The sequence below is a fragment of the Streptomyces sp. NPDC050619 genome (assembly GCF_040654815.1).
Lineage (GTDB): Bacteria > Actinomycetota > Actinomycetes > Streptomycetales > Streptomycetaceae > Streptomyces.
Map to the genome: position 1 here is coordinate 97418 of NZ_JBFAIR010000008.1, position 23553 is coordinate 120970.

Annotated in this window: 21 protein-coding genes and 3 pseudogenes; 11 read left to right on the plus strand and 13 right to left on the minus strand. The window is 66.4% G+C overall.

Going from position 1 to position 23553, the window contains the following annotated elements; translation table 11 throughout:
- Nucleotides 1-7: 7 nt before the first annotated feature.
- The 6 genes from AB0I77_RS15610 to AB0I77_RS15635 form a co-directional block, all read right to left on the minus strand.
- Nucleotides 8-199 (minus strand): hypothetical protein, encoded by a 192-nt coding sequence (locus AB0I77_RS15610; RefSeq protein ID WP_055493674.1) that lies wholly within the window; start codon nt 197-199, stop codon nt 8-10.
- Nucleotides 196-1746 (minus strand): hypothetical protein, encoded by a 1551-nt coding sequence (locus tag AB0I77_RS15615; RefSeq protein ID WP_363283079.1) that lies wholly within the window; start codon nt 1744-1746, stop codon nt 196-198. Before AB0I77_RS15615 ends, AB0I77_RS15610 begins: the two co-directional genes overlap by 4 nt.
- Nucleotides 1743-2384, minus strand: coding sequence for a WhiB family transcriptional regulator (locus AB0I77_RS15620; protein ID WP_363283080.1), 642 nt, complete (start codon nt 2382-2384; stop codon nt 1743-1745). The genes AB0I77_RS15615 and AB0I77_RS15620 overlap by 4 nt, the downstream gene beginning before the upstream one ends.
- Before the next feature lie 159 nt (nt 2385-2543).
- On the minus strand, nt 2544-3269 hold the full coding sequence (locus tag AB0I77_RS15625; RefSeq protein ID WP_363283081.1) for a hypothetical protein: 726 nt from the start codon (nt 3267-3269) through the stop codon (nt 2544-2546).
- 2 nt (nt 3270-3271) lie between these two features.
- Entirely contained in the window at nt 3272-4147 is an 876-nt protein-coding gene (locus AB0I77_RS15630; protein WP_363283082.1) for a helix-turn-helix domain-containing protein, read from the minus strand.
- Nucleotides 4144-4290, minus strand: coding sequence for a hypothetical protein (locus tag AB0I77_RS15635; RefSeq protein ID WP_363283083.1), 147 nt, complete (start codon nt 4288-4290; stop codon nt 4144-4146). The genes AB0I77_RS15630 and AB0I77_RS15635 overlap by 4 nt, the downstream gene beginning before the upstream one ends.
- 715 nt (nt 4291-5005) lie before the next feature.
- Between AB0I77_RS15635 and AB0I77_RS15640 the strand changes: the two genes are divergently transcribed.
- The 4 genes from AB0I77_RS15640 to AB0I77_RS15655 all read left to right on the plus strand — a co-directional run bounded on the left by AB0I77_RS15640 (nt 5006) and on the right by AB0I77_RS15655 (nt 8040).
- Nucleotides 5006-5446, plus strand: a complete 441-nt coding sequence (locus tag AB0I77_RS15640) for a helix-turn-helix domain-containing protein (RefSeq protein WP_363283084.1) — start codon at nt 5006-5008, stop codon at nt 5444-5446.
- A gap of 348 nt (nt 5447-5794) precedes the next feature.
- On the plus strand, nt 5795-6262 hold the full coding sequence (locus tag AB0I77_RS15645; RefSeq protein WP_363283085.1) for a hypothetical protein: 468 nt from the start codon (nt 5795-5797) through the stop codon (nt 6260-6262).
- Nucleotides 6263-6274: 12 nt separating this feature from the next.
- On the plus strand, nt 6275-7465 hold the full coding sequence (locus AB0I77_RS15650; RefSeq protein WP_363283086.1) for an MAB_1171c family putative transporter: 1191 nt from the start codon (nt 6275-6277) through the stop codon (nt 7463-7465).
- Nucleotides 7462-8040, plus strand: coding sequence for a phosphatase PAP2 family protein (locus tag AB0I77_RS15655; protein WP_363283087.1), 579 nt, complete (start codon nt 7462-7464; stop codon nt 8038-8040). The genes AB0I77_RS15650 and AB0I77_RS15655 overlap by 4 nt, the downstream gene beginning before the upstream one ends.
- Nucleotides 8041-8056: 16 nt before the next feature.
- On the opposite strand, the gene AB0I77_RS15660 is transcribed toward AB0I77_RS15655, so the two are convergent.
- The 4 genes and pseudogenes from AB0I77_RS15660 to AB0I77_RS15675 all read right to left on the minus strand — a co-directional run bounded on the left by AB0I77_RS15660 (nt 8057) and on the right by AB0I77_RS15675 (nt 12437).
- On the minus strand, nt 8057-9511 hold the full coding sequence (locus AB0I77_RS15660) for an NF041680 family putative transposase (protein WP_363283088.1): 1455 nt from the start codon (nt 9509-9511) through the stop codon (nt 8057-8059).
- Nucleotides 9512-9690: 179 nt separating this feature from the next.
- Nucleotides 9691-10167, minus strand: a complete 477-nt coding sequence (locus AB0I77_RS15665; protein WP_363283089.1) for a hypothetical protein — start codon at nt 10165-10167, stop codon at nt 9691-9693.
- A 120-nt stretch (nt 10168-10287) separates the two neighbouring features.
- A pseudogene (locus AB0I77_RS15670) lies at nt 10288-11507 on the minus strand (IS110 family transposase).
- 321 nt (nt 11508-11828) lie between these two features.
- Complete coding sequence (locus AB0I77_RS15675) at nt 11829-12437, minus strand: superoxide dismutase (protein WP_363283090.1); 609 nt, start codon at nt 12435-12437, stop codon at nt 11829-11831.
- A gap of 528 nt (nt 12438-12965) precedes the next feature.
- On the opposite strand from AB0I77_RS15675, the gene AB0I77_RS15680 reads away from it, so the two are divergent.
- Nucleotides 12966-13418 (plus strand): pentapeptide repeat-containing protein, encoded by a 453-nt coding sequence (locus AB0I77_RS15680; RefSeq protein WP_363283091.1) that lies wholly within the window; start codon nt 12966-12968, stop codon nt 13416-13418.
- Between the two features lie 46 nt (nt 13419-13464).
- Here the strand turns inward: AB0I77_RS15680 and AB0I77_RS15685 are convergent, their stop codons facing one another.
- Nucleotides 13465-14100 (minus strand): hypothetical protein, encoded by a 636-nt coding sequence (locus AB0I77_RS15685; protein ID WP_363283092.1) that lies wholly within the window; start codon nt 14098-14100, stop codon nt 13465-13467.
- Nucleotides 14101-14197: 97 nt separating this feature from the next.
- On the opposite strand from AB0I77_RS15685, the gene AB0I77_RS15690 reads away from it, so the two are divergent.
- Nucleotides 14198-14608 (plus strand): hypothetical protein, encoded by a 411-nt coding sequence (locus AB0I77_RS15690; RefSeq protein ID WP_363283093.1) that lies wholly within the window; start codon nt 14198-14200, stop codon nt 14606-14608.
- A 1-nt stretch (nt 14609) separates the two neighbouring features.
- On the opposite strand, the pseudogene AB0I77_RS15695 reads toward AB0I77_RS15690, so the two are convergent.
- A pseudogene (locus tag AB0I77_RS15695) lies at nt 14610-15428 on the minus strand (IS630 family transposase); the annotation flags it as partial.
- A 724-nt stretch (nt 15429-16152) separates the two neighbouring features.
- Entirely contained in the window at nt 16153-16314 is a 162-nt protein-coding gene (locus tag AB0I77_RS15700; RefSeq protein ID WP_363283094.1) for a hypothetical protein, read from the minus strand.
- 1170 nt (nt 16315-17484) lie between these two features.
- Between AB0I77_RS15700 and AB0I77_RS15705 the strand changes: the two genes are divergently transcribed.
- The 5 genes and pseudogenes from AB0I77_RS15705 to AB0I77_RS15725 all read left to right on the plus strand — a co-directional run bounded on the left by AB0I77_RS15705 (nt 17485) and on the right by AB0I77_RS15725 (nt 23305).
- A complete protein-coding gene (locus tag AB0I77_RS15705) occupies nt 17485-19611 on the plus strand; it encodes a tetratricopeptide repeat protein (RefSeq protein WP_363283256.1) in 2127 nt (708 codons plus the stop codon).
- A pseudogene (locus AB0I77_RS15710) lies at nt 19601-19869 on the plus strand (IS5/IS1182 family transposase); the annotation flags it as partial. The gene AB0I77_RS15705 and the pseudogene AB0I77_RS15710, both read left to right, overlap by 11 nt.
- 312 nt (nt 19870-20181) lie before the next feature.
- Entirely contained in the window at nt 20182-20775 is a 594-nt protein-coding gene (locus AB0I77_RS15715; protein WP_363283095.1) for a hypothetical protein, read from the plus strand.
- Between the two features lie 194 nt (nt 20776-20969).
- Nucleotides 20970-22940 carry a hypothetical protein gene (locus AB0I77_RS15720; RefSeq protein WP_363283096.1) on the plus strand — a complete coding sequence of 657 codons (1971 nt, stop codon included), beginning with the start codon at nt 20970-20972 and terminating at the stop codon, nt 22938-22940.
- Nucleotides 22941-23026: 86 nt separating this feature from the next.
- Nucleotides 23027-23305, plus strand: a complete 279-nt coding sequence (locus AB0I77_RS15725) for a hypothetical protein (protein WP_363283097.1) — start codon at nt 23027-23029, stop codon at nt 23303-23305.
- Nucleotides 23306-23553: the final 248 nt, after the last annotated feature.

Sequence of the window (23553 nt, forward strand, 5' to 3'; positions counted from 1 at the left end):
TGACGATTCAGCCGCACTCGGGGCAGCGCCCGACGTGGCTGTTGAGCGCCCGGGCCATCCGCTGCTTCGTCGAGGCAGCCTGCTTTGCGCTGGACTTCGCCGCCGGCCTGCCCTCGTGCCGCTTGGAGTGGGCGAGCATGAAGCCGATCTCCCGCTCGTACTCCGCACGGACGGTGTCGAACTGGTGGCAGGTCTTCATCGGGCGGTGCTCCTTGTCTTGGTGGTGTCGTCGCTCCGCAGTTCCTGGAGGACGAGGCTCAGCCGGTCGTTCCGGCCGCCTACCAGGCCCTCGCGGCGGAGGATCTCCCGCAGCTGGACCCGGGTGACGGACTCGTTGCCGTCCCGTTCGAGCAGGGCGGGGATGTGGGGGCGGACCTGCTGGACGAGCTGGTCCACCGACTGCTCCGGCTCGCGCGGCGGGCGCTGTGTCTGCGGGGTGCGGGACCGGCCGCGCTTCCCCTTGTTCTTCGTCCTGGTCTTCGCGGTCGTCTTCCGCCGGAGGGGGACCTTGTGTCCCCGGTCCCCGGTGGGCTCGGTCCCCGACTCGGCGGCGCTCGGTCCCTGACGTGAATCAGGGTCCTGAGAAGTTACTTCTCGTGTCAGGCGCTCAGTCCCTCCGCCTCGGGCGTCCCCCTCCGAGGCTTCCGGGTTGGCGGGACCGGTCCCCGGGACCGTGCCTGCTTCTGGGGCCTCGGTCCCCACTGCGGTCCCCGCGTTCTCGCCTTCGGTCCCCGACCCTGCCGACGCCTTCGAGTCCGCAAGCTCGGGGACCGGTCCCCTCGGGGCGCTCGGTCCCGTGCCCCCGTCCGACTCGTCGGGACCGTGGGGACCGGCTGCGGGGACCGGCGCCTTCGAGGCTGACTGCGAGGGGACCGTGGCTGCCGTTGCGGTGCTCTGTACCGGGGACCAAGGCGAGGGCAGCGGGACCGTAGCGAGCGCGAGTGCGTGCCGGCGGGCGGCGAGCTGGTCGAGCAGGTTCGCGCGCTGGAGGGGGTCGGTGCCGACCGAGGCCCTGCCGACCGCCTTCGACAGGCTCCGCGTGAGCCGCCGGCCGCGCCAGCTCCGCTGCTGCTCGGGTGTGCGCTCGGCGAGGCGGGCGGCGAGGGCGACCGCGCGGGTGGTGGCCCGGTCCCGGGTGATCTGTGCGGCGTCGCGGTCTCGCGCGGCGATGCCGAGGCGGGACAGGAGACGCTCGCGTGCCTCCCGGCCCAGGATGGCGATCAGTCCGTGGGAGGCGGCGCCCGGGGTGCGCAGGCGCAGCTCGATCCCCATCGCGAGGTGCCACAGCATCGCCGCCATGACCGGTCCGACGAAGGCCCGGACTGTGCCGCCGATGGGGCCGCTCTCGGCGTAGGCGGGGATCACCTGCACTCCGGTGATCACCCAGACCAGGGTGCCCGGCAGACCGGGGGCACCCTGAGTGGCCAGGTTCTGGCGTGCCATCAGCGCGGTCGCGAAGAGTGCCAGCTCGGCCGCGGCGAACATGCCGGCCCGCTCGGCGGTGCCAGCCATGTCGAGGTAGTCGGCCGCGAAGCGCCACGAGGTGTCGGCGCTGTAGGCGGTGCAGCCGAGGGCAGCAAGGGCAGCGACCTTGACCGCCGGACCGCCGAGACGTTTCTGCGGGCGCGTACCCCGGCGCCGGATCGTCCAGGCGACCAGCACCAGCACGAGGGCGGCGGGCACGCCGGTGGCGAGGAGAAGAGGGAGGTCCGGAACGGCGCTGAGGGCCAGGACGGGGTTGGTCATGCGGCCTTTCCGAGAGAGGCGTGCGCCGGAGTCGACGCTGCCGGGCGGGCTACCGGCTGCTGTGTGCCGGGTGCAGCGGGCGCGGGGCTGCCTGCTGCCGGGGTGGTCTTCTTCCGCTTCTTCTTGGGCCGCGGCACACCGTAGGTGCGGTCGCGGTCGAAGACCTTGTTGGCGGACTGCCGGAGCAGGTCTCGAGCGTGCTTGTGGCTGATCTGCAGGGCGGCGGCGAGCCGTTCGGGCCGCCACCCGCGCACGTAGGCGTGGTCGATGACGACCTGCCGCTCGGCCTCGGTCAGATGCACGTCACGTCCCTGGAAGAAGGCCGTTACGCGCCGGTAGTCGAGACGCTGAGGCAGCCCGTCGTGCAAGGGACGCCGCTCAGCTTCGGTCAGCCCGCCCCAGACGCCCTCCTTGAGGACGTTCTCCAGGGCGAAGTCGAGGCAGTCGCGGCGTACCGGGCACCAGCCGCACAGCTCCTTCGCCTCGGCGATGTCCTCGTGGTCCCGGGGCCCGGGGAAGAAGACGGCGTTGGCGTCCTCGACATCCATGCCGTGGCACGCTCCGCGGGTGTGCCAACTGGTGTCTCCAATGCCGCGCAGGCCGGTGGCCGGCGCGTCGTGGGTGGTGATGTGGCGCAAGGCGATCTCCGATGTGCTGCCGCGTCGGCCGGCTGGGGCGGTGCTCGGCGGGCGGCGTCGGGTGCCGGCTGCGGCGCGCGGGCGTGCGCCGCAGCCGGGGCGGGACGGTGATGTTGGGAGGCGGTGTATCGGACGGGATGCACGCGCCGGATGCGCCGGTCAGGCCATGGCGGGCTGTTGAGCCTGCTCGTTCTGCTGGGCCTGCTGGGCCTGCTGGGCGGCGGCGAGGTCGAGGCGGCCGGGGTGTGGGGTGGCGCGCGGGGCGGTGGTACGTACCCCGTCGTCGGGGCCGATCCGGCGGCGGCGACACGGCTCGCCGGGCTGGGCCTTGCACCACTCGCAGCGAGCGCTCAGGGCGTCGGGCAGCCCCAGGGCGACGGCCATTTCGCGTGCTGCTCGGGCGGGCCGGTAGGGCGCGAGGGCGGCTCGGGCGGCGGGCGGTATGCAGGAGCCGATCTCCCGCAGCCGCGCCTCCAGCCTCGGGTCGATCCCGTCGCGACCGCTGGTGATCGCCCGGGCCTGCGCGGGTTGCGCGGTGCCGGCGGCGACGGCGCGGCGGGTGCCGACCAGCTCGGCGGTCCAGGCGGCCTGGTTGTCCGGGTCGACGGACGGGGTGGGATCGGCGTGCCGGGCCAGGCGGTCACGCCGGTACCTCTCCCAGGGACGGGCGACGTCCGAGGGCAGTATCTGGTACGGCGAGGTGCGGATGTGCTGGCGGGCGGCGACGCGGGCGTCCCAGCCGTGCGGGGTGGCCATCGGGACGTCGCCGAGGAGCTCGTGCCACTGGGCGAGCTGGTCGCGGGCCTCGCCCTGGTCGGTGCGGATGGTGCGGGGGTCGAGTCGGCCGATGTAGGCCAGCAGGGCGGCGGTTTCGCGGCGGTCCACGGTCAGCCCTCCGTTCCGGTCGGCTCGTCGAGGGCGGCGAGGAGGGCGGCGGTGTGGGCCTCGGCCCGCGTCATGCCGCTCGGCGCGGCGGGGCCTTTGCCGGGCACGGCGTAGAGGTTCGGGCGGCTGGGGGCGTGCTCTCGGGCGATCCAGGAGCGCCAGTCGGCAGCCCAGGCGTCCGCCGGTCTCGGCTTGAAGGCGGCGCGGTGGGCACGCCACTTCGCGTCGGCTGCCTGCAGACCTTGCTCGCCGAGGCGGTCGAGGTGTCCCTGCTGGCGGGTCCAGGTGTGGGTGGCTGGGTCGACCTGCCACTCGGCAGCCGAGAGGACGGCAGCACCACCACTGCTGTACCTACGGTTCAAATCCGGTTCACTACGGTTCTGTGTGCCGGTTTCCGGTACATCGCTGTGCCGGTTTCCGGTACGTCGAGGTGCCGGTTTCCGTCGGGACCTGCCGGATTCCGGTACTACCGGTTTCCGGACCCTCGTGGGGGATTCCGGCACCTCACGGGGGCGGATTCCGCACCGTCGCAGGGCCGAGATCCGGAGCGGCAGGGTGGCCTCGGGCGCATGGTCGGCGTCCTCGTCCTCCGCGGTCTCTGCCGCGGCCTTGGCGGCGAAGGGGAGGCGATAGACGGTGCTGCGCTGCGGGCCGGTGAGGTCGTCGAGCTGCTCCAGTTCACCGGCGTGGACCAGGCGGTCGATGGCCTCGCGCACTGTGGAGACGGAAGCGCGCGTGCGCTTGGCCAGGCTGGACAGCGAGGCCCAGGAGACGCACTGCTCGTCGGCGACCCGGTCGGCGATCGACAGCAGGACCAGGCGAGCAGTACCCCGGCTGGAACTGTGCTCCCACACCCACTCGCGGGCGTCGCTGCTCATCGGCCACTCCCAGCCGACAGGCGGGACGTGCGCACCGGCACGGTGGCCGCAGCGTGCTCACGCCCGAGGCGGGCGGACGCGGGAAAGAGGGCGGCTGCCGCGCAGGCCAGGCTGTCGGGCCTTTTGCGCAGGGCAGAGCGCATGTAACACTCTCCTTTGGTGTTGCCACGCTGAGACGCCCCCTGGAAGGGATCAGCGTGGTGATGGTGGCGATATCCGCCCTTGCCGGGGCGGTTTGTGCCGTGAAGCGTTCGGCGTCCGGGAGTTGCACCTCTCGGGCGCCGTCGCTGTATGCGGGCCTACGATGCCCGGAGTGCGCGCATGCCGCTCGCTGCTCCTCGGTTTCGTCGTGCCGGGCGGGCTGCCCGGGGGACGACGAACATACGCACGACCCTGCGTCAAGATCCAGACTTGGTTCTTAAACCCTGTAGAAGTCGCGCGGCCGGGCGCGAAGCGGGTCGGATCGCTGTCCGCAGGAGACAGCGCGAGTTCTTCTCAGTCGTCACCGCGCCAGGACCCCTGGTGGCCATCTCGATGATCTGAGCGCACGCCCGTGTGGCACGGCGACGGGCGCGCTCAGGGCATCCTGCCGACCGTCGGGCGGCGTGGCCTGGCCCTCGGCTCGTTGCGGCGTCACGGGTCCTCATTGGCGGTGTCCGCACGGCGTCCCCCTCCCTGGCCGTCTGAGCTGCGAAAGCGCTCTCTGTGCATTCGCAGCAGTCGATGTCGACGCGATGACAATAGACCAGGGAAGATGGATCACGTCAACTGGCAAAAATGGAGCGGTTGCGCCTGACGGTGTATCGTTCACGTCAGTCGAAGCTGTAGACCCTTGAAGTCAGTGAAGGATGGGCCCGCATGAGCGAAGGAGTGCCCGCGAAGCAGCGCACCCTCGCGGAGAAGCTCGATCACCTCTTCGTCACGGTCCACCCCAGGGGCCGCGGTCCGTACAGCTACGAAGATGTGGCGTCGGGCATCGTGCGGTCGGGAGGGCCCACCATCTCGGCGAGTTACATCTGGAGCCTGCGGACGGGCAAGAAGGACAACCCGACGATGAAGCACCTGGAGGCCCTCGCCAGCTTCTTCGGTGTCGCCCCCGCCTACTTCTTCAGTGACGAGTCCTCCGAGCGGATCGCCGCCGAGCTGTCACTGCTCGCCTCCATGCGCGACAACCGCGTGCGAGATGTCGCCCTCAGGGCCTCCGGTCTGTCGACGGAGACCCTTGCGACGATCCAGGGGTTCATTGAGCGGGCCCGCACCCTGGAAGGGCTCGCCGACGACGAGGCGTCCAGTCAGTAAACGCGACGCGACCGGGAGGTGTACGGCCACTGTCCGGTCGAAGATGTGACGCACGCCACTCTGCGGCTTCCGCGCATGGGTGACGACGGTGCCGGAGTTTATTGCCGCTCTATTCGGCCTTGATCAAGTGATACCGAATCAGGTGCATTCCTTGATCATGACGCTGTTGAGCAGAATTTGAGCATGCCATCGGCATATTTCCTTTATCGTTCCCGTGCCGGAATACAAGATTCCGGTGCCGCCTCTGCCGCGGTCACGTACAGCGCCCCCTGCGGAGTCGAGTTGTCCTTGCGAAGTCGAAAAGAGCAGCCGGGCGGCAGACGTCAAGACCGCCCGGACTTCGGGGACATGCTCGCCTCAATCGATATCCCGAACCCGTTCGACGTCCAGGTCTTCTGTGACCGGATCGCAGCGCAGCGCGGCCGTGCGCTCCACTTGCACAGCGTCCCCGGTATCTCCGGCACCGACGCCCCGTGCGGTGTCTGGATCGCCACTGAGAAGGCCGACCATGTGTTCCACGAGGCAGCGACCAGCCCCCTGCACCAAGACCACATCATCCTGCACGAGATAGGCCACATGCTCCTGGGCCACACGTCGATCATCGACGGTGTCCAGTCGGCAGGCGGCTTGTTCGCGGACATCGACCCCGCCACCGTGGTCAGTCTCCTCACCAGGGCCAGCTATGGCACCGGGGACGAGCGGGACGCCGAGCGACTCGCAGGGCTGATCGCCAACAGGGCAGCCGCCTCCCGCACCGGCAAGACCGCACGCAGCAGTGTCCTCAAGCGCCTGGGCGACGCGCTCAGCGACTCGTAAGAGGGCCCTGGAATGATCGACACACTTCCTGCGGTCCTGCTGTGGCTGGTCACTGGATGGCGTACCCCGGCCGCATGGCGCGATTCACGTAAGCGAGTCCTGTGGACCGCCTTTCTCGCCCTCGCCGTTGCCATGACGCTCAGGTTGTCCTTCGTCGCCGTACCGGTGGATGCCGCCCTCCGGGTCAACAACCTGAGTTCTCTGGGCAAGCACCTCGGCGGCATCGTCGCCGCGCATGCGGTACTGACCTTCGTGCACAACATGGCCGAGGAGACGGCGCCCGGGCTTAAGTCCTCCCGCCTGCACTTCCTCGTCCCCGTCGGCGCGGCAGTCATCATCACGGTGCTGTTCCTGGCCACTCCTCAGCCGCACGAAGTGGTGGACCTGCTCACCGAGTACGCCACCGACTGGCGTATCGCCGCCTACGCAGTGGTGTGGGCGGGCTATCTCGGGGCGGCACTGTTCAGCGCCTCTCGGCTGTGCTGGCGCTGGGGCCGGCAGCCCGGCACCGGCATGCTCGGCCGTGGCCTGCGTCTCACGGGCATGGGCACCACCATCGGCATCGTCTATGCCGTGCACCGCGTGGCCTCCGTGGTCCTGGGATTTCTGGGACACCGCCCTGTTCCTGCCAGCACGAGTGAGGCAATCAGCGGTCTGCTGCTCTTCAGCGCGTTGGTCTTCATCGTGAGCGGCAGCACGCTGCCCGCGGCCGGACGGCTGCACCGCTGGATCCGCGAATACCGCGACCTGCTGCAGCTGTACCCGCTCTGGCTCAGCCTCACGGAGGCGGTACCCTCCGTCCGCCTAGACCCACCCCGGCGCAGGGCATCCGACATTCTCCACCTCCGTCACGTTCACGACCGGCTGTATCGCCGCACCATCGAGATCCGAGACGCCGTCCTGGCCCTCAGCGACCACGCCCCCAACAGCCTGCGCGACCAGGCCCGCGCCCACGTCGCGGCCTCCGGCCTCATCGGCGCCCAGGCCGACATCGCCGCCGAAGCCTGCTGGATCACCGGCGCCAAACAAGCCCGGCAGGCCAGCGAGCCCTCGTCCGGTGCGCCCCTTCCGCCCGCCAGCGGCGGCCGGGATCTGCCCAGCGAGATCCACGCGCTCAAACAACTCGCCCGGGCTCACGACTCCGACCTCATCCGCACCTTCGCCGCCAAGCTCGACCACGCCCGACTGGAGACGACACAGTGACCGAGTCCCGCACGGCTCGCCTCATCACCGACACCCTCGCGCCGGCCAACCTCGTCATCGCGATACTGCTGATCATCGGCTGGCACAGCACGAGCAGCGTCACAGGGATCGGCTGGGGCATGCTGGCCGCCCTGTTCTGCGGCGGTATCCCGTTCGCCGTCATCATGCTCGGCGTGAAACGCGGCCACTGGACCGACAAGCACGTACGTGTCCGCGAGCAGCGCGCCGTCCCTCTCCTCGCAACGATGGCGTCGGTACTGATCGGCATCTCACTGCTCGTTGCTCTCCAGGCGCCCCGCGAGGTCTTCGCCCTGGTCGTCGCGATGCTCGTCGGCCTCGTCATCACCATGATCGTGACCATCTGGTGGAAGGTCTCGGTCCACACCGCCGTGGCCGGCGGAGTGGTCGTGATCCTGCTCCTCGCGTACGGCAGGGACGTGGCACCGCTGGTCCTGGGCGTCGCGGCCGTGGGCTGGTCCCGCGTCGTTCTCCGTGACCACACTCCCGCCCAGACGACGGTCGGTGCCCTGCTCGGAGGGCTGGCCGCCGCAGTTGTATTCAGCGCGATGCGCTGACGAACTGAGCTTGTTTTTATGGTTTGCGAGCTTTGAGTTGGTTACGTTCGGCGATGCTCTCGGGTCGTTTGTTCGTTTTTCCCACGTCGTAGCGGGTGGCGGGCCGCCGGTTCTTCGAGCCAAGTGGCCTGCCTGGTCCGGGGGTTGAGGGTTTGGGTGTACGGGCCGGGCAGTGCAGGCGCCCGCGGAGGTTCCTGACCCCGCGGCGGACGCGGGCTGGGGAAAGCCGGGCGGGTTCGGCCGGCTTCTCCCACGGGCGGCGGAGATCGGATGCGGCGTCGCGGGTGAGCCGGAGTTGAGTGTGGGCGGCGATCACGAGCCATGTCCACCGGTCCGCGGCCTCAGGGGTGCGGAGCTTGGGGCGGGTCCAGCCGAGCGTCTGCTTGGCGAACCGGAAGGTGTGCTCCAGATCGAATCTGCGGAGGAATGCCTGCCAGCGTAGGTCGACGTCCTCGCCGGTCATGTCGGTCCTGGAGGGCCACAGCCACACGGGCAGCGGCTCCTGGCCGCCGGGCAGGTGATCAACCTGGAGACGGATCAACGTGCCCTCGATGATGGGGAGTTCGTCCTCGTGGTCGATCCACGCGGAGCGGGTGGTCAGCCTCGGGTGGATGCGGTCCCACGCCATGGCCTGCGCGGTGCCGTAGCGGTCGGTGACCTGCACGGTCGCCGCGTCGGGCCCGCCCCAGGTGTCCGGCTTGGCGAAGCGGAACTCCTTGCCGTGCTTGGGCGGCCGTCCGCCCTGCGGCGGCGAGATCCAGGGCGTGGGGACGGGCTTGCGCATCACCCGGTCCGAGCGCATCCGTCCCAGTACCTCCACCGGCAGGCCGTCGAGGAGGTAGGCCATGCACGGGGCGTCGTAGCCGGCGTCGAAGACGACGAGGATGTCGGGGGCACCGTCTTCCCACTGGCCGCCGGCGATCAGGTCGGTGACGACGCGGCGGACCTGGGCGGCGGTGGCCTCGGCGACGTCGTCGTCGGGGCCGAGCCGGACCGCGTCGAGGAGTTGGCACCAGGAGGTGCGGCCGGTCTCCAGGGCGGCGACGAACGAGTAGGGCCAGCCGGGGATGAACTGGTCGTTGGAGCGTCCGTTGCGCCCGTAGACGTGGCAGAACAAGCGGTCCGGGCTGCACGGGGCGTCGGGGCGCAGCCAATGGCTCACATCGACCGCCAGGACGAGCCGGTTGTCGGCGGCCTTGGGCTGCGGCAGCACGGCCAGTGCCTTGCGCAGCCCGTCCGCGTCGATGCGGCCGCAGTTCAGCGCGTCGTACAACGCGCCGTGCCCACGCCGGTGTTCGGCCAGCAGTGTCAGGTCGACCGGCGAGGTCACCGGCCCGTTCTCGCAGAGCATCGCGTCCGTGAGCTCGAACAGCGTGTCACCGCGCCGGGTCAGACACGCGTAGAAGTCCTCCCGGAAGTGTGACGCGAAGTCGAACGCTTCCCGCCGGGCATCGTGATGCAGCAGACTCATTCTCCCACGGCCTTCGTGCTGGTCAAGTGCCTCTTTGGTCGGAGCACAGGATCAGGCGAAGACCATGTTCACGTCCCGGAAATCCCCGTTCGAGTGATCACGTTCGGGGATCGTTCGAGGGCAGACCGTGCGGTCTCGTCGTGGTCGGAGCAATCATCGAGAGCCCGAGCCCAGGCGCCTTACCCGCCGATTCCAAAGTTCAGCCCTTTTTGATCATTGTTCAGTGTCCTTCGTATGGTGTTGACCAGCCTGACCTGCGCCTCGGCAGGCGCCTGCCTGGCCTGCTCGAACTCCTCCGGACTCACCGGGTCACGCAGTGGGTCGCGTCCCCGCGCTACCAAGTCCAGGAAGGAGTCAATGGCGCGGCCGAAATCATCGATCTCGGTCGCGACTTCCCGAGGGGCGACCATGCTTACGCGCATCAAAGCCGCGTTCCACTCGCCCCAGTCGTAGTCCCAGCCGCGCCCGTCACCGTGCGCTCGCCTGAGTTCCATTGTGAACTTGGCGTAGTGACTGAACAGCTCTTGATAGGCGACAAGCTGCTGGTCACGTAGCCACTGACGATCCTGAGCGCGACGCGTGACGATACCGCCGACCAAAACGCCCACAGTGGCGGACAGAGCCCCAGCCGCCGTCGTCACCAGCGTGTCCAGCACCAGACCCCCAGACGTCTCAACCTTTGGCGACACGAACGTACTGGTCCTCAGACGCCGGCGACAACGATCACCCTTCGCTGAGATCGGGCAAAAACCTTAAAGAACTTCCCAATGACGATGTCAAGTTGCGGTCGTGACGGTTGGTAGGACCTCGTAGCACTCTCCGTCGCGGATCATGGCCCACAAGACGTTGGCTCGTCGACGGGCCAGGGCGAGCAGGGCCTGCTTGTGCCCCTTGCCCTCGTTCCGCTTGCGCCCGTAGTAAGCCTGGGAGGCGGCGCAGGTTCTCAGGCTGGCCATCGCGGAGAGGTAGAAGGCCCGGAGCAGGCCGCGGTGGTAGCGGCGCGGGCGGCGCATGTTGCCGCTGACGCGGCCGGAGTCCCGCGGCACTGGTGAGAGGCCGGCGAAGGACGCCAAGCGGTCGGCCGTGCCGAAAGCCTCCAGATCGCCACCGGTGGCAGCGATGTACTCGGCGCCGAGGAGGGTGCCCATGCCGGGCAGGCTGCGGATCACCGTCGCGTGTCGGTGCTCGTTGAACCGGGCTTCGATGAGCGCGTCGAGTTCGGCGATCTCCTGGTCGAGGGCCAGCACGCCCTTGGCGATGCGGGCGACCATGGCGGCCGCGAGGGTCTCTCCCGGCAGGGCGGTGTGCTGGGACCTGGCCGCCTCGACAGCTGTTTCGGCGAGCATGGCGGCGTTTTTCACCTTGCGGTTCTTCAGCCAGGTTCCGATGCGCCTGACCCCGCTGCGGCGGATCGCGGCCGGCGTCTGGCAGCCGGTCAGCAGCATGACCGGACCCTTCTTGCTCAGGTTCAGTGGCCGCTCCAACGCAGTGAAGAACTCCAGCAGTTGGGCTCGCAGCCGGTTGGTCTGACGGGTGCGGTCGTTGACCAGGTCGAGGCGGCGGGCGGTGAGGGTGCGCAGGTCGACGGCTATCTCGTCGCCGGGCCGCAGGAGACCGAGGTCCTTACGCATGCGCGCCTGGTCGGCGATGACGAACGCGTCCTTCTCATCCGTCTTGCCCTGGCCGCGGTAGGCGGCCGACGCCTGGTGGACGGCCAAGCCGGTGATGTAGACCATCGGCTGGTCGTGGCTGAGCAGGAGACCGATGAGCAGCGCCGCGCCGCCGTGGTTGATGTCCACCGCCCACAGGGCGTCCTCGGAGAGCGCGAGTACGTCTGCGATCAGCTCCAGCAAGGCCGGTTCGTCGTTGAAGACTCGGCGTGAAAGGAGGCGTTCGCCGCGCTCGTCGACCACCACGCAGTGGTGGAATTCTTGCCGATGTCCACTCCGGCCCAGATCTGGGGCACGGTCACCTCCGCCAGCTCGTCGTCACACATCGATCCCGCAGACGTTGTCCTACACAGCGATCGAGTTGCGTATCCCAATTAGCGGTCGAGTCGTCGCGGGGCTCCGGGCGGCCAAGTTCTTTGAGTCATCGAACGGCGACAAGCTCACAGCCATACCCAGAACCCCTGGGTCCGCCGATCTTACGAATGACCAGCTCTGACCCACGCTTGGAAGGTAGGACAAGCTGAGTGCCTGACGCTGTCGGGGATCTTGAGTGCGTGTTTTTCTGATCTTGGTTAGAGGGCCGCGAAAACGAGCGGGCCGGAAGCCATGGTGGCTTCCGGCCCGCCGGGTGAGGTTGTGATGCTGGGTCAGGCGCCGGTTGCTGCGGTATAGCGGGCGGCGACGTCTTCCCAGTTGACCAGGCCCCAGAGCTTGGTGACGTAGTCGGGGCGGACGTTCTTGTACTGCAGGTAGTAGGCGTGCTCCCAGGCGTCGAAGACCAGCAGCGGGGTAGTGCCCTGGCCGACGTTGCCGTGGTGGTCGTAGACCTGCTCGACGATCAGGCGCTTGCTGAGGGGCTCCCAGGCGAGCACGCCCCAGCCGGAGCCCTGGACGGACGCGGTCGCGACGGTGAGCTGCTTCTTGAACGCCTCGAAGCCGCCGAGGTGTTCGTCGATGGCGTCGGCGAGGGCGCCGTCGGGTCGGTCGCCGCCGTCGGGCGAGAGGTTCTGCCAGAAGATCGAATGCAGGACGTGGCCGGAGAGGTTGAAGGCGAAGGTCTTCTCCAGCCCGACCAGCGAGGTGGGCGTGATCTGGTCCTTGTCGCGGACCTCGGCGATCTGTTCGAGGGTGTCGTTGGCGCCCTTGACATAGGCGGCATGGTGCTTGGCGTGGTGCAGTTCCAGGATCTGCCCGGTGATGGCCGGCTCCAGCGCGGCGTAGTCGTAGGGCAGGTCGGGAAGCGCGTAGGTGCCCATCAGGCACGTCCCCTTTCCGGGTGAGTGATCGTCCTGAGACAGCCTATGCCTCTATTGCGAAGAGGTTGCAACAACGATTGATATGCATCAGCATGGTCTGCGGCGGGGTCGGCCCGTCAGTCTTCGGTGTGTGAGCGCCTTCCGTCCGTCGGCGTGCCCTTCCCGGAGAGTGATCGTCTTCTCACCCGGCGCCCGCCGGTCCCGGCCGGCCCCGCTCCGGTATGCGACGACCTCGCGCCCTCTGCGGTGCGCCGCGGTCGGCCTTGGGATGTGCCCAAACGGAACCGGAGGTCCTTGGGAGGCGCCGTGCCAGAGTTGACTCGGCGGTCAGTCTCCCGGGTCGGTCTGGGGCAAGGTGGTGGTCACCACCTTGAGAACGATCACCTCAGCCTGCGGGGTGGGTAGCGATGCGCCAGGACCGAGGCCGGGGGATGTGCTGCCAGTCGAGGAAACCCTGGAGGGCGGTCGGGTTCGGGGGCTGCCGGGCGGGTGCCGGCGGCAGATGGACGCCGATGCGTTCCAGACTCCGTGGAGTTCATCGGCTGCGACCTGTCTTCCCTGCACTGGTCTGCCAGCAAGCTCACCCGCGTTGTCTTCCGGGACTGCAAACTTCTCGGTGCCACGCTGGAGGACGTCACGCTCGACGACGTCCTGTTCGACAATTGCAAGCTCGACTACAGCACCCTCGTCCGCGTCCGCGCCGCCGGGCCCGTGATCTTCTCCGGATGCTCCCTGCGGGAGGCGACGTTCACCGCGACTGACCTTGCTGATTCCCTGCTCGACAACTGTGATCTGCGCCAGGCCGAATTCGAGGGCGGTACCTATCGCGGCCTGGACCTGCGGGGCAATGACCTGTCCCGGCTGACCGGTGTCGCCTCGCTCAAGCACGTGATCATCGATCGGACACAGACGCCGCAGCTGGCCGAGGCGCTCGCCACGCAGCTGGAGGTCACCTACGGCGAAGACCTCAGCGACCAGTAGCCGCACATCCGTCCTTCCGGAAGGCACGGCCATGGGACCACGACTGTTATTCGGGACCGTCAGCGACCTCCGCCGGCGATGCGATGTCGCCTCCGTCCGGCTCACCCACAGCGAGCCGGGCTACGACACCGGCGCCCTCGTCCCCCGGGACGCCTGGGAGCCCCTCACCTCCGCCGAGGCCGAGAGCCTTCGCCCCGACGGTAGGACCCCGGACCAGACGCTGATCGAACTCGTCCACCGGCCGCTCCCGGCCCTCGATCCCGGAGACCTGACCGGGCGCCTCGCCACCGCCGCCAGCCTTGTTCCTCTCAACGGCGGTTGGCCCACCACGCTTCTGGGATGCACGGCGAGCCCCGGCAACTGGACCACGACTACCGAAGACTCCACCACCGGTCGCCGCATCGGCCTCCACGTCGACAACTTCGACCGGCTCCCGTACGCCACGCGCCACCACCGCCGCCGACGGCTGTGTCTCAACCTCGGTCCCGGCACCCGCTACCTGCTCATTGGCGACCGCGACGTACAGCACATCTGCCGCACCCTCTTCAGCGACCTTGACCACCACTACCCCCACACCGAGGATGTGCGCCGCTACGTCGCTGCTGGCCACCGGCTGCGCTGCCTTCGCGTGCGCCTTGAACCGGGCGACGGCTACATAGCCCCCACGGAACTTCTGCCACACGATGGATCCACCATCAACTCGGCCGAACCGTCCGTCGCCGCCTTCTGGCTAGTGCCGTGGCCGGATTGGTTCACCGGGTTGGCGGTACTGTCCGCGCATGAATCAGCTCCCCCGCACTTTGGAAGCCCTCGTTGTGCGCACCGACTTCTCCGCAGACGGTGCTTGGGACACTCTGCGGGCGGCGCTGTACTCGCCCAGCAAGGACGGCTTCTTGGCCAGCGTCGCACTCGTCGATGACCAGAGGTACGAGGGCTTGACGCCCGACCAGGCTCTCGACCTGGTCCCTGCGGAATACCAGCATCCACTTCTTGTCCTGGCGGACTCTGTAGCTGTCGCCTCGACTGAACTGCCGCTCCTCGTGGTGGACCTGCGGGGCGAGCGTGGGCGGTGTGTCCGCGTTGTGGCAGCCGAGCTGTGGGGCATCGAGAACAACCTCTCGGGGGCGAACATGGACTTCGAGGAGTTCGCCGGCGCCGTCGACGATGACGGCGTTTTCCGAGGCTTCTGAGTCACTGGCCACCAGGCGGTGTCAGGCTGCGGGTGCGAGGGGGTCCGCCCCAGCGGACACCCTTTTCGCTGCGGATGCGGGCGCGTTCTCTGCGCTGGGCTGCGAGTACGTCGGGGTGGCGGGCGTTGGCGTTGCGCCAGCGCAGGTAGCGGTGCAGGGCTCTGGTCTGCGCGGGATGGCTGCGGTGGTTCGAATTCGCCAGGGTGAACTGCCGCAGCGGGCCGAAGTGCGCCTCGATCGGGTTGGCCCAGGAGGCATAGGTCGGGGTGAAGCACAGCTCGACCTTGTTCTTCTTTGCCCAGCGGCGGATGTCCGCGCCGGTGTGGGCGGAGAGGTTGTCCAGAACGATGTAGATCGGGGCGCCGTCGGGCCGGGCGGCGCGGATCGACTTCAGCGCGGCCAGCGTATTGGTGGTGCCTTTGCGGCGGCGGTTGACGCCCCACAACCGGTCGTCGCCGACGGAGTTAGAGTCGTGGAAGTAGGTCACGCCGTGCGTGCGGCGGTAGGTCGCCGGCAGACGGTCGGGCTTGCCCTGCTTCGCCCAGCAGGAGCCCGCAGTGGGACGGATCCCCAGGGGCCCGAACTCGTCGAAGGCGAAGACCCGGTCCGGGAAGTGCTCCAGCACGTGCTCGATGCGGTCGAGCTTGGCGTCATGCTCGGGGTCGGGCGACTCCATCTAGGTCTTGGTGCGCTGGAAGGTGACGCCGCGGCGCAGGAGCAGGCATCGTAAGGCTTCACGGCCGATACGGATGACGCGTCCGTGCACGCGGCGCAGGTAGGCGGCAAGTTTGCGGATCGACCAGCGGGTGAAGGGCTGGCCGTGCTTGGCGGTCAAGGCGGACTTCTGCAAGCGTCCGGGCATGGCTGCCTCAGAGGCTTCGCCTCGTGATCGGCGCGCTTAGTGTTGCCGGAGATTGGCTTTCTGGAGGAGACCGATAACCCGTACGAGCCCTACCGACTCCTGGATCCTGCTGGCGTGATCGTGGAGCCGGTGGCGGTGTGGTTGTCGAAGTTCCTGGCAGCGGCCCTCGAACATGCTTGGGCAGCGATTTCACCCTAAATCGTCGAACCGTCACATTTCCTGGCCCCGGGATGCAACACGGGCGCACCTGAGAGAGAGTGATTGTACGCGGCACGGGCACGGACTCTGCATAGCCTGCACGTTTTGACAAGGCCCATTTCCGGTTCCGACCCCGCTGGGGAACAGTGGCACTCCATCACCTTAGCAGTCTCATTACCGCGCAGGTAGCCGAGCCCGCATCAACTTTTCGGAACCTCCTGAAACTCCTCGGATTCACGCGGAGCGAAGCATGCATCCGAACCAGCATTTCTCGCGGCTTAGGCGATATGCGCCAGCACTCATCTACTTGCCTAATGAGGCATTTCGAATCATCAGGTCATGGCCACCGGACTACCGTCTGCCCATCCGGCTCGCTAGAATAACCGGAAATGCGATTCGCCCTAGCGTTGTGCTTCAATTTATTTCGCTGGGCCTCTTCATTGCTGTACTGTTCGGCATACCGGATTCACTCCTGGGAAGCGTTTCAGGCATCGATTTTGTCGTGCTGGGCGCCGCAGTTGCGCTGCTTATTGCGAGCCTGCGTCGCTATCGAAATGTGCGAATCCTTCCTTTCCGAAGCCCAGTAAAAGGAGGTGACCGGGAACAAATAGAACCAATCATCACTGAATTTGCCGAAGCGCTTCATGGGCAAATGCTTCGCATTTCTGATTTGGTCAGACAGGACCCCTTCCGTGAACCTGTCGACGTAGTCAAGACTGCTAGCCGAAGAGGAGAGGCTGTCCGGCGTTCTCCGACGCGAGAACCATTCCGCACTGGCCTGCCCGCTGCCGGGATGCCTGTAGATATGAAAGTCTCAGACGTTGGCACTGTCACCATGGGTCCATTTCGACTGCAGGTGGGCATATTGGTTCCCGTAATAGCCTGGCTTACCCGGCTATTCGGTCGAACTCTTCAAGGAACTTTGCTGATGCAGAATGAACACCTCATCGCTGTTGTAAATCAGTCCGGACCACATGGTGGATCGTGGACGGTGCAAACAGATGTAGAGGATGGAGATATACAGAAGGCGAGTGCGCAACTGGCGCGAGAATTGGCCCATCGCATGGAACTTGATCGTCCTGGTAAGACGGCTTCTGGGGCCGACGTCCATAGTTTCGAGATGTTGGTAAATGGCCTGGAGTGTTATCAGAACTTTCTACTTGAAGGGAAGCTTCACGATCTCGATAGGGCTGAAGTTCACTTTCGCGGTGCTGTTGTTCACAGCCCACGCTACGCTGCCGCTTACCATAATTTGGGGCTAGCAAAGAGCGAACGAGATAGGGTATACCAGGATCTTCAGCTCCGCACATCTCCTGCGACGTCAGCAGAAACCATCTTGTGGCAACAGGCTGTGAAATTCGATCCGCTGATGGCTCCTGCGCGTTTCCAGCTCGCTCGATTCGCTCTCGCTCAAGTTGAAGAAACCCAAGAAGAAAAACGTCGGATTCGACTACTTGAGACAGCACTTCATTCAGCGTGCCAGGCGCTGGCATTTCCCTCTGGCTCCCATGTTATGGAACGGAGCGTGGCACGATATTGGATAGGCGTGACACAACTTCGGTACGGGATGGAAAAGAAGTCTGCTTCCGAAGTCCGCAAGGCGATACGGAATCTCCGACGCGCAGAGCGAGACTTGTCTGACGAGCGCGCTAAGCGGTTGATTGTGGACGGCAACGAGACAGCTGTGGCCCCCTTGGTCGAACGCATTGCCTCGCTGATTGCTAAGCAAGCAGAGTCGCGAGTTTCCCTCGCCGAACTAGGAAGAGGACCGGGTGGACTTCAGCTGAAAATGGCTGAGCACCGGATGCGAGCAGCGATGAAGTGGGGAATAGACAATGCGTATCTCCACTACCAGCACGGACAGATATTGGAAAGGTTGTCTAAGCCAGACCAGGCTCACGATGCGTATATGGCTGCCTTGCAGAGCGATCCTCATCATCGCGAGTCACTAAAAGCGGTCGCGAGGATCCTCAGTGAAGGGCAAACGGGTGACCTGGCCGAGGTAGCGGTGATCATCTTTCTCCTGGCGGCACATCAGGACCCATACGATCCCGATCCCTGGCTAGCACTTGCCCAATACTTGCGCTCTCGAGGCGAAATGCCCGAGGCGCTTGGTTTCGCGGGTGTCGGGTTTGCATTGGCTCCAACGAACAACGATGTCCGCGAGCAGATGAGCGAACTTTATTCAGGCTGGTCTTCTTCTCAAAACAGCACACGTCTCCAGTTTGCGGCTGCGGCCGGTGCGGCGTTCTATAAACGATTGGCTGTAGGGGGCGACGAGACGTCAGCTCAGATGTTGAACCGGAATGGAAAGCCTAGTCTCCGTCAGCGGTGGGTGTCATCATGGTCGCGTATTCAATCGGCAATTACAGCGAATGGAGATGTGGCCGTTATGAGAGACGGCATACGCGAGATTGAAGAGCTGTATACCCGCTGGGCGGCCATCATACCTGAAATGAGGCACGCTACTTGGCTAATTGGTCTGGCCCATCGGCACCTCGCATCGCTTCTGCCCTCCTCAATTGAGAAGCGCGAACATAGAAAGCGCGCAGTCGATTGCTTGGAAATGGCAATTGAGCGCGGGTTGCCAGGAGGCTACCCAGTTCCACCGCTGTGGCGGTGCGAATTGGCTGATTCGCAGGCAGAACTCGGTGATGCCTATAGAGAGATTCGCATGGAGAGTGAGGCGGTTCGCCCGTACGAGGGTGCGATCAGTAACTATGAGAAGCTGATCAGAAAACAGCCCAGCGCCGTTATTCATATCCACGCGTCTCGAGGTCCGACTGAGATAGTGGGAGACCCTCCCAGACTTCCTGTGCAGGCTAGAGCCTTCGCAGGACGCGCCGAAGTATACGCAGCAACAGGTAGGGCATCAGATTCCGCGATGGACTGCTATGAGGCTTTGCGACTTGCCCCCCTTTACGCCTATCCGCGATTTACTCTGGCGCGAATATATAGGGAATGGGGGCAGTACGAGTCTGCTGTAATCAATTTGTCGAGATTGATTGAACTCGACCCTCCGGGAGACGACCGAGTTCGCGCCCGGACAGAGCTCGCGCGCATATATCGCATGCAAGCTCAGGACGGAAGGGCGAATGAGCAGAGGGTGAAACTACTCGATCGATCCCTTTCCGAGTTGATGGAGCTCACCCGTGAGCCGTTCCCCAGTAAGTCACTTGATGCTGAGCTACACGAGGAGATAGCTGATATCTTGCTCCTTTTGGGTAGAGTTGATGAAGCGATTATTATATTGCGGGCATCGACTGACCAAAGCGGGCGCTCATACGATGGGCTTCGGCATGCCCGTCTTGCGAATCTGATGGCTCAACGAGTGCAACCTGAGGAGATAGAGCAGGAATTGAATATTGCGCAGACCGCGTGCATTAATGAGATCAACCGAAAGAAGGGAACGGACGAGGAAAAGAAGCTTCGAGACGAGCTGGTGGAGCTGACAACGCAGCTTGCCCTCTTCTATGCAGACCAGCAGGTGAAGATTGACGAGGCGCATTGGGCGGCGGACGGAGCATTGGAGAAAGCGCGAGGCCCAGCCCAACTGTCGATGTGCTTCGACACTTACGGCTGGGTGGCTTATCAAGAAGGGAATCCTAAAGCTGCGATTAGGTACTTGGAAGCCGCATTGAAGCACTCAGGCGGTGAAGCTCGACAGTGGGCGCATCTAGCGTTTGCTTTGGAGGCGCGATCTACTCTTCCTCGCGCACGGAGACTTGCCTATTCGCGAACTCGTGACCTTGATAGAGCGAGAGACGTTTGGCTGCATATTGTCAATCATTTTCCAGCCAGCGACTGGTCATGCACGGCCAAGGAACATCTGGACCGCATCCCTGAACACACGCACCTTCCTATGCCGCTGGTACACATGGACAGGATCGCCCGAACACGGGCCCGCTCCCGCGCCTCGCGGACAGTAGACAAGACTTACTGACGTGCAGGTCATTGTGGACGCGGACGCCCGGCCGGTGATCGCGGCGGCTCGTCCGGTGCCGGACACCACGGCGCATGCCCACGCCTGGTGCCCGTCCGGGCTGAGCAGGCACTGTCAGGGCATGATGGTGCTTGGCGACGGCGATTGTCTCAAATGCGGCGTGGTACACGTCATCGGCCGTATGAAGAACTACAAGTGCACCACAACAGCCGGCAACGTGGTACCGGCCTCCATCAGGCCGTCGCCCATATGCACAACCCCGTTAGTTCAGAGAAGTCAGGCGCGGCGACGTGCGGATACGCGACCGTCGCGCCGTCGGGCCGTACGGCGTCGTCCACCGCGAGGCGGATTCGGTTGTCTGGTCCACCGGCGAAGAGGGTCCGGCTGCCCCGCTTGTGCCATCGGCCATCACTGTTCATGCCCAGGGGCCCTAATGCCCCACCAGCTCGGCCAGGACCTGTCGGGTGATCCGGGGAGTCTGCGTCGGCTCCTGCGGCGACCCACGCGGCCGAGGCTGAGGGCTCGGGCCGGTGTTGGCAGCATGACGGCGTCGCTCATACGGTAGCGGCCATGACCCAGACCCCCGACCAGCGCAGGGTGGGCGAGATCGCGCGTTCGCTCAACCGGTACGAATGGCGGCCCACCGCTGAGGAAGTCAAGTGCGGTGCGGAGTTCTTCCAGCTGGTTCAGCGCCTGGAGGAGGCGGAGCACCCGCGTTTTCCCCGGGATACGAGCGCGAAGCCGTGGACGCTGCGCCTGCACACGGAGAATGTCGCCGTCCTGGCCGAGGAGATCACCCTGCTGCGGGAGGAATTCCTGCCCCTCTGGCGTGAGTGCCTGGCCGCCGACTCACCGATGACCGAGTTGGTTGACCTCTACGTCCGGGGCGCGCAGCCGGTCGTGCAGCACGCGGACGCGGTCCTGGCCGCCTGGGAGCAAGCCAACCTGCCGGAGCCGACCGCGGAGGAGATCGGCTACCGCATCCGGTACTCAGGTGCGGCAGCAAAGGACGTGGCGGCCCGTCTGCGGTACGACATCGCGGCTGCCTGGGAGAAGGAGCCTGTTCGCCGCTCGCTGTGGGAGGAGATGGGGCCAGCCTGGAACAACCTGGGGGCGGTGCGGTCCACGATGATGGCCGCGGTGAGCGGGGACGTCGAGTACTGAAGCGAACTCACCCCACTCCAAGTCCATTCGGCGCAGCCGGTGGAGGGATGCCGCCCCTTCTGTAGCAGTGCCGTAAGACGCACCCGCTCAGCGGCAGGGGGCGTCGGCCGCCGGGCGCGTCCCCCGGCATCATGGGCTCGCGGGTTCATCACAGCCATGAGGATGGGCAGTTGCCTGCTGGATAGGATCTCGGCATGCCGAACAGCCTTGTACCGCACTGGAAAGCGGCGTATGCGCGAGCCCTGCAGCAGCACGCGCTGGACGGCAGCGAGCGGGACGTCCTCGCGTTGATTCTTGCGCTGGTAGCTGTCGAGGACGGCACCGCGATCGAGGACATCTCCCTGTGGTCCGTGCGCTACAGGCTCGGCGATCCCCAGCAGTTGCACCAGACACTGACCGCGCTGCTGCCCGGCCCCCTGGACCACGTCGCCTCCACGGTGGCGGACGCGAGGAAAGAGTCGACCCGAATCCGGATCGACGAACTCGTCGATGAGCACGGAAACTTCACCGGCCGCGCGGACCTGGAAGACCTGTTCACGCAGGAGATCGAGGTCGTCGTCCGTGACCGTGGCGCCTTTGCAGCACCCGCCCCGTTGGAAGGCCGGATCTGGCGCCGGTGGGCCGCCCTGCAGGCACCCCACGGCATCCCCTTCGAGGACACCCTCACGTCGGAGGAACTCGCGGCCCACGACGCGATGGGCCGCGACGGCGGCTATAAGGCGTCGGGCAAGACCGTGTTCGAGCACAGCGTGCAGCGCCTTATCCAGTTCCTCGACCGACTGCTCCTGCCGGCCAGCGGTGCGCCGCCCCTGTACGGCCAGGTGCTGGTGACCGGCGGTGTGCACGAGGGGCGCAGTGGCCGGCTGTACGGGGTCACCTGGAGCGTCGATGACGACCAACGGGCGTGCTGTGAGCCGCCGGCCTCGTTCACGATCAGCTTCGATGACCGTCATGGCAGGGCGGACATCGCCCCGGCGGAGGTCATGCCCTTGCCGCACTGGGACCGGCGCTTCGCCGTGGTGCACGCAGGCCAGCCCATGCCCATGGAGTGGGGAGCCTGCGTGCTGCTGGCCGGCCCGGAGCCGGATGCGTCCTGGCAGCACAGCCTGATCGCGGAGCTTGAGGACGGCTGGCAGCGAGTGGACCGCTTCGTTGTGCTCGTCCCCCACCGGCCCGACGGCCAGATGCCCTCTGACGAACAGGAGCAGTGGCTTCGCGACGCCTACGCATGGGCCGACGAGATCATCAGCACGCGCGCACCGGCCCCCGCACGCGGTGCGCTCCACACGCCCGGCCCCGCATTTGATCTTGAAGGGGCCAGTGACCGTCTGGTCCTGCAGATGGCCACGCCCGACGAGGCGACCCGCCGGTGGGCGGGGCAGCGTGCCGTCCCCGTGGCACCGACTCCGGCCGATGCTGCCGCCGCCGTGCTCAATCGCCTCGGCCGCGGCCAGCGCCGCCAGGGCGGGGAACGCCAGGTACGGCTCCCCGTCGTACGCAACTTCGGCTACTACCAATGGCGGGATGCTGTTCGCCAGGCCGGTCGGCTCCTCGATGCCGCAACGATCGACTGGGCGCCCCCGGATCCGCGCCGTCCCGGGGAAGTCTCCTGGTGGGCGATCACCGCACAGGTGAGGCACCCCGACGATCTCGTCACCGAGGAGTTGGTCGTCGGCCGGGGTGACGTGCTCAGCCTCATCGCCTTTCGGCGGCACCCGGTATGGACAGACAGCGAGGTCGTCCTCCTGCGCCACCCCCTCAGCCTCGGTGCCCCACCGCCGGTCACCGCGCCGACGAGGTTCCCCCTGTGCCTGCCGACCGCAGACTTCGGCAATCCCTTCCATCGCCGAGGAGAGCACCAAGACCAGGGCGTACCGGCGCTGGCCCGCGAGCTCGGCCTCGTCATCGGCAGAGCCCGGCTCCGTTCTCTGGACAACCGGCCGGAGTCCGCTCTCGTTGCCGCCCAGCGCCGCACCTGCTACCTGGAGTTGACCGACGACGAGTGTGAGGAGCTCAAGGCCCGGCACGAGGCTTGCGATGACACCGCGGAGGTGGGAGTGGAGGTCCACCGTGTCGCGGACCTGCTCCCCTCCCGTCCGACAGGTGATGCGCTGGTCGACTGGGCAACCCTTGGCGTGATCATGCAGGCTGTGGTTCCCACCTGACCCCCGTGAGAGGCGATATCACCGCAATAGCTCCCTGGTGATGACTGACACCGCCTCGGTGCCAGAGCACGCGTATGACGGTTCTTGTGGCCGAGGCCGTGGTCGCGCCGGGCATGGTTGAGACCGAGGTTCGCAGCGCCGACGACGGCCTTGAGGTCCTTGTCACCGTTCACTCGGCCGCCGAACCCTACAGGTTTGATGACTCGAGCGTCCTGCACCTGATGGCCACGCCGAAGGTGCCGTACGCTGGCGAGAGTGCCTCCGTCGCGGTGGCCGACGCGAGCAACGCCGGCACCGAGGAGTCCTTCGCCGTCCTGCACGACAGGGTGCGGCAGCACCGGGCGCCATCATCTTCGGTGCGGTAACGAGCGACTGAAGCGCACTCGTGTGGGTTCGTGTTCAGCCTGACTCTGCGTGGGAGCCCATCGGCTACACCGTGAGGGTGACCAGCACCAGCCCGGGCCCCGCCGAGCTGTACGCGTCAGGATCTACGGGTGGTCCTACTGGTGGCTTGAGCGATGGACATCCCGCCCATGCCCCAGCTCCGGTTCCCGCGCGCTGCTGCTGCCGCGCCCGCCCGCTCGGCTCTGCGCCGTTCACGACGAACAGCGGT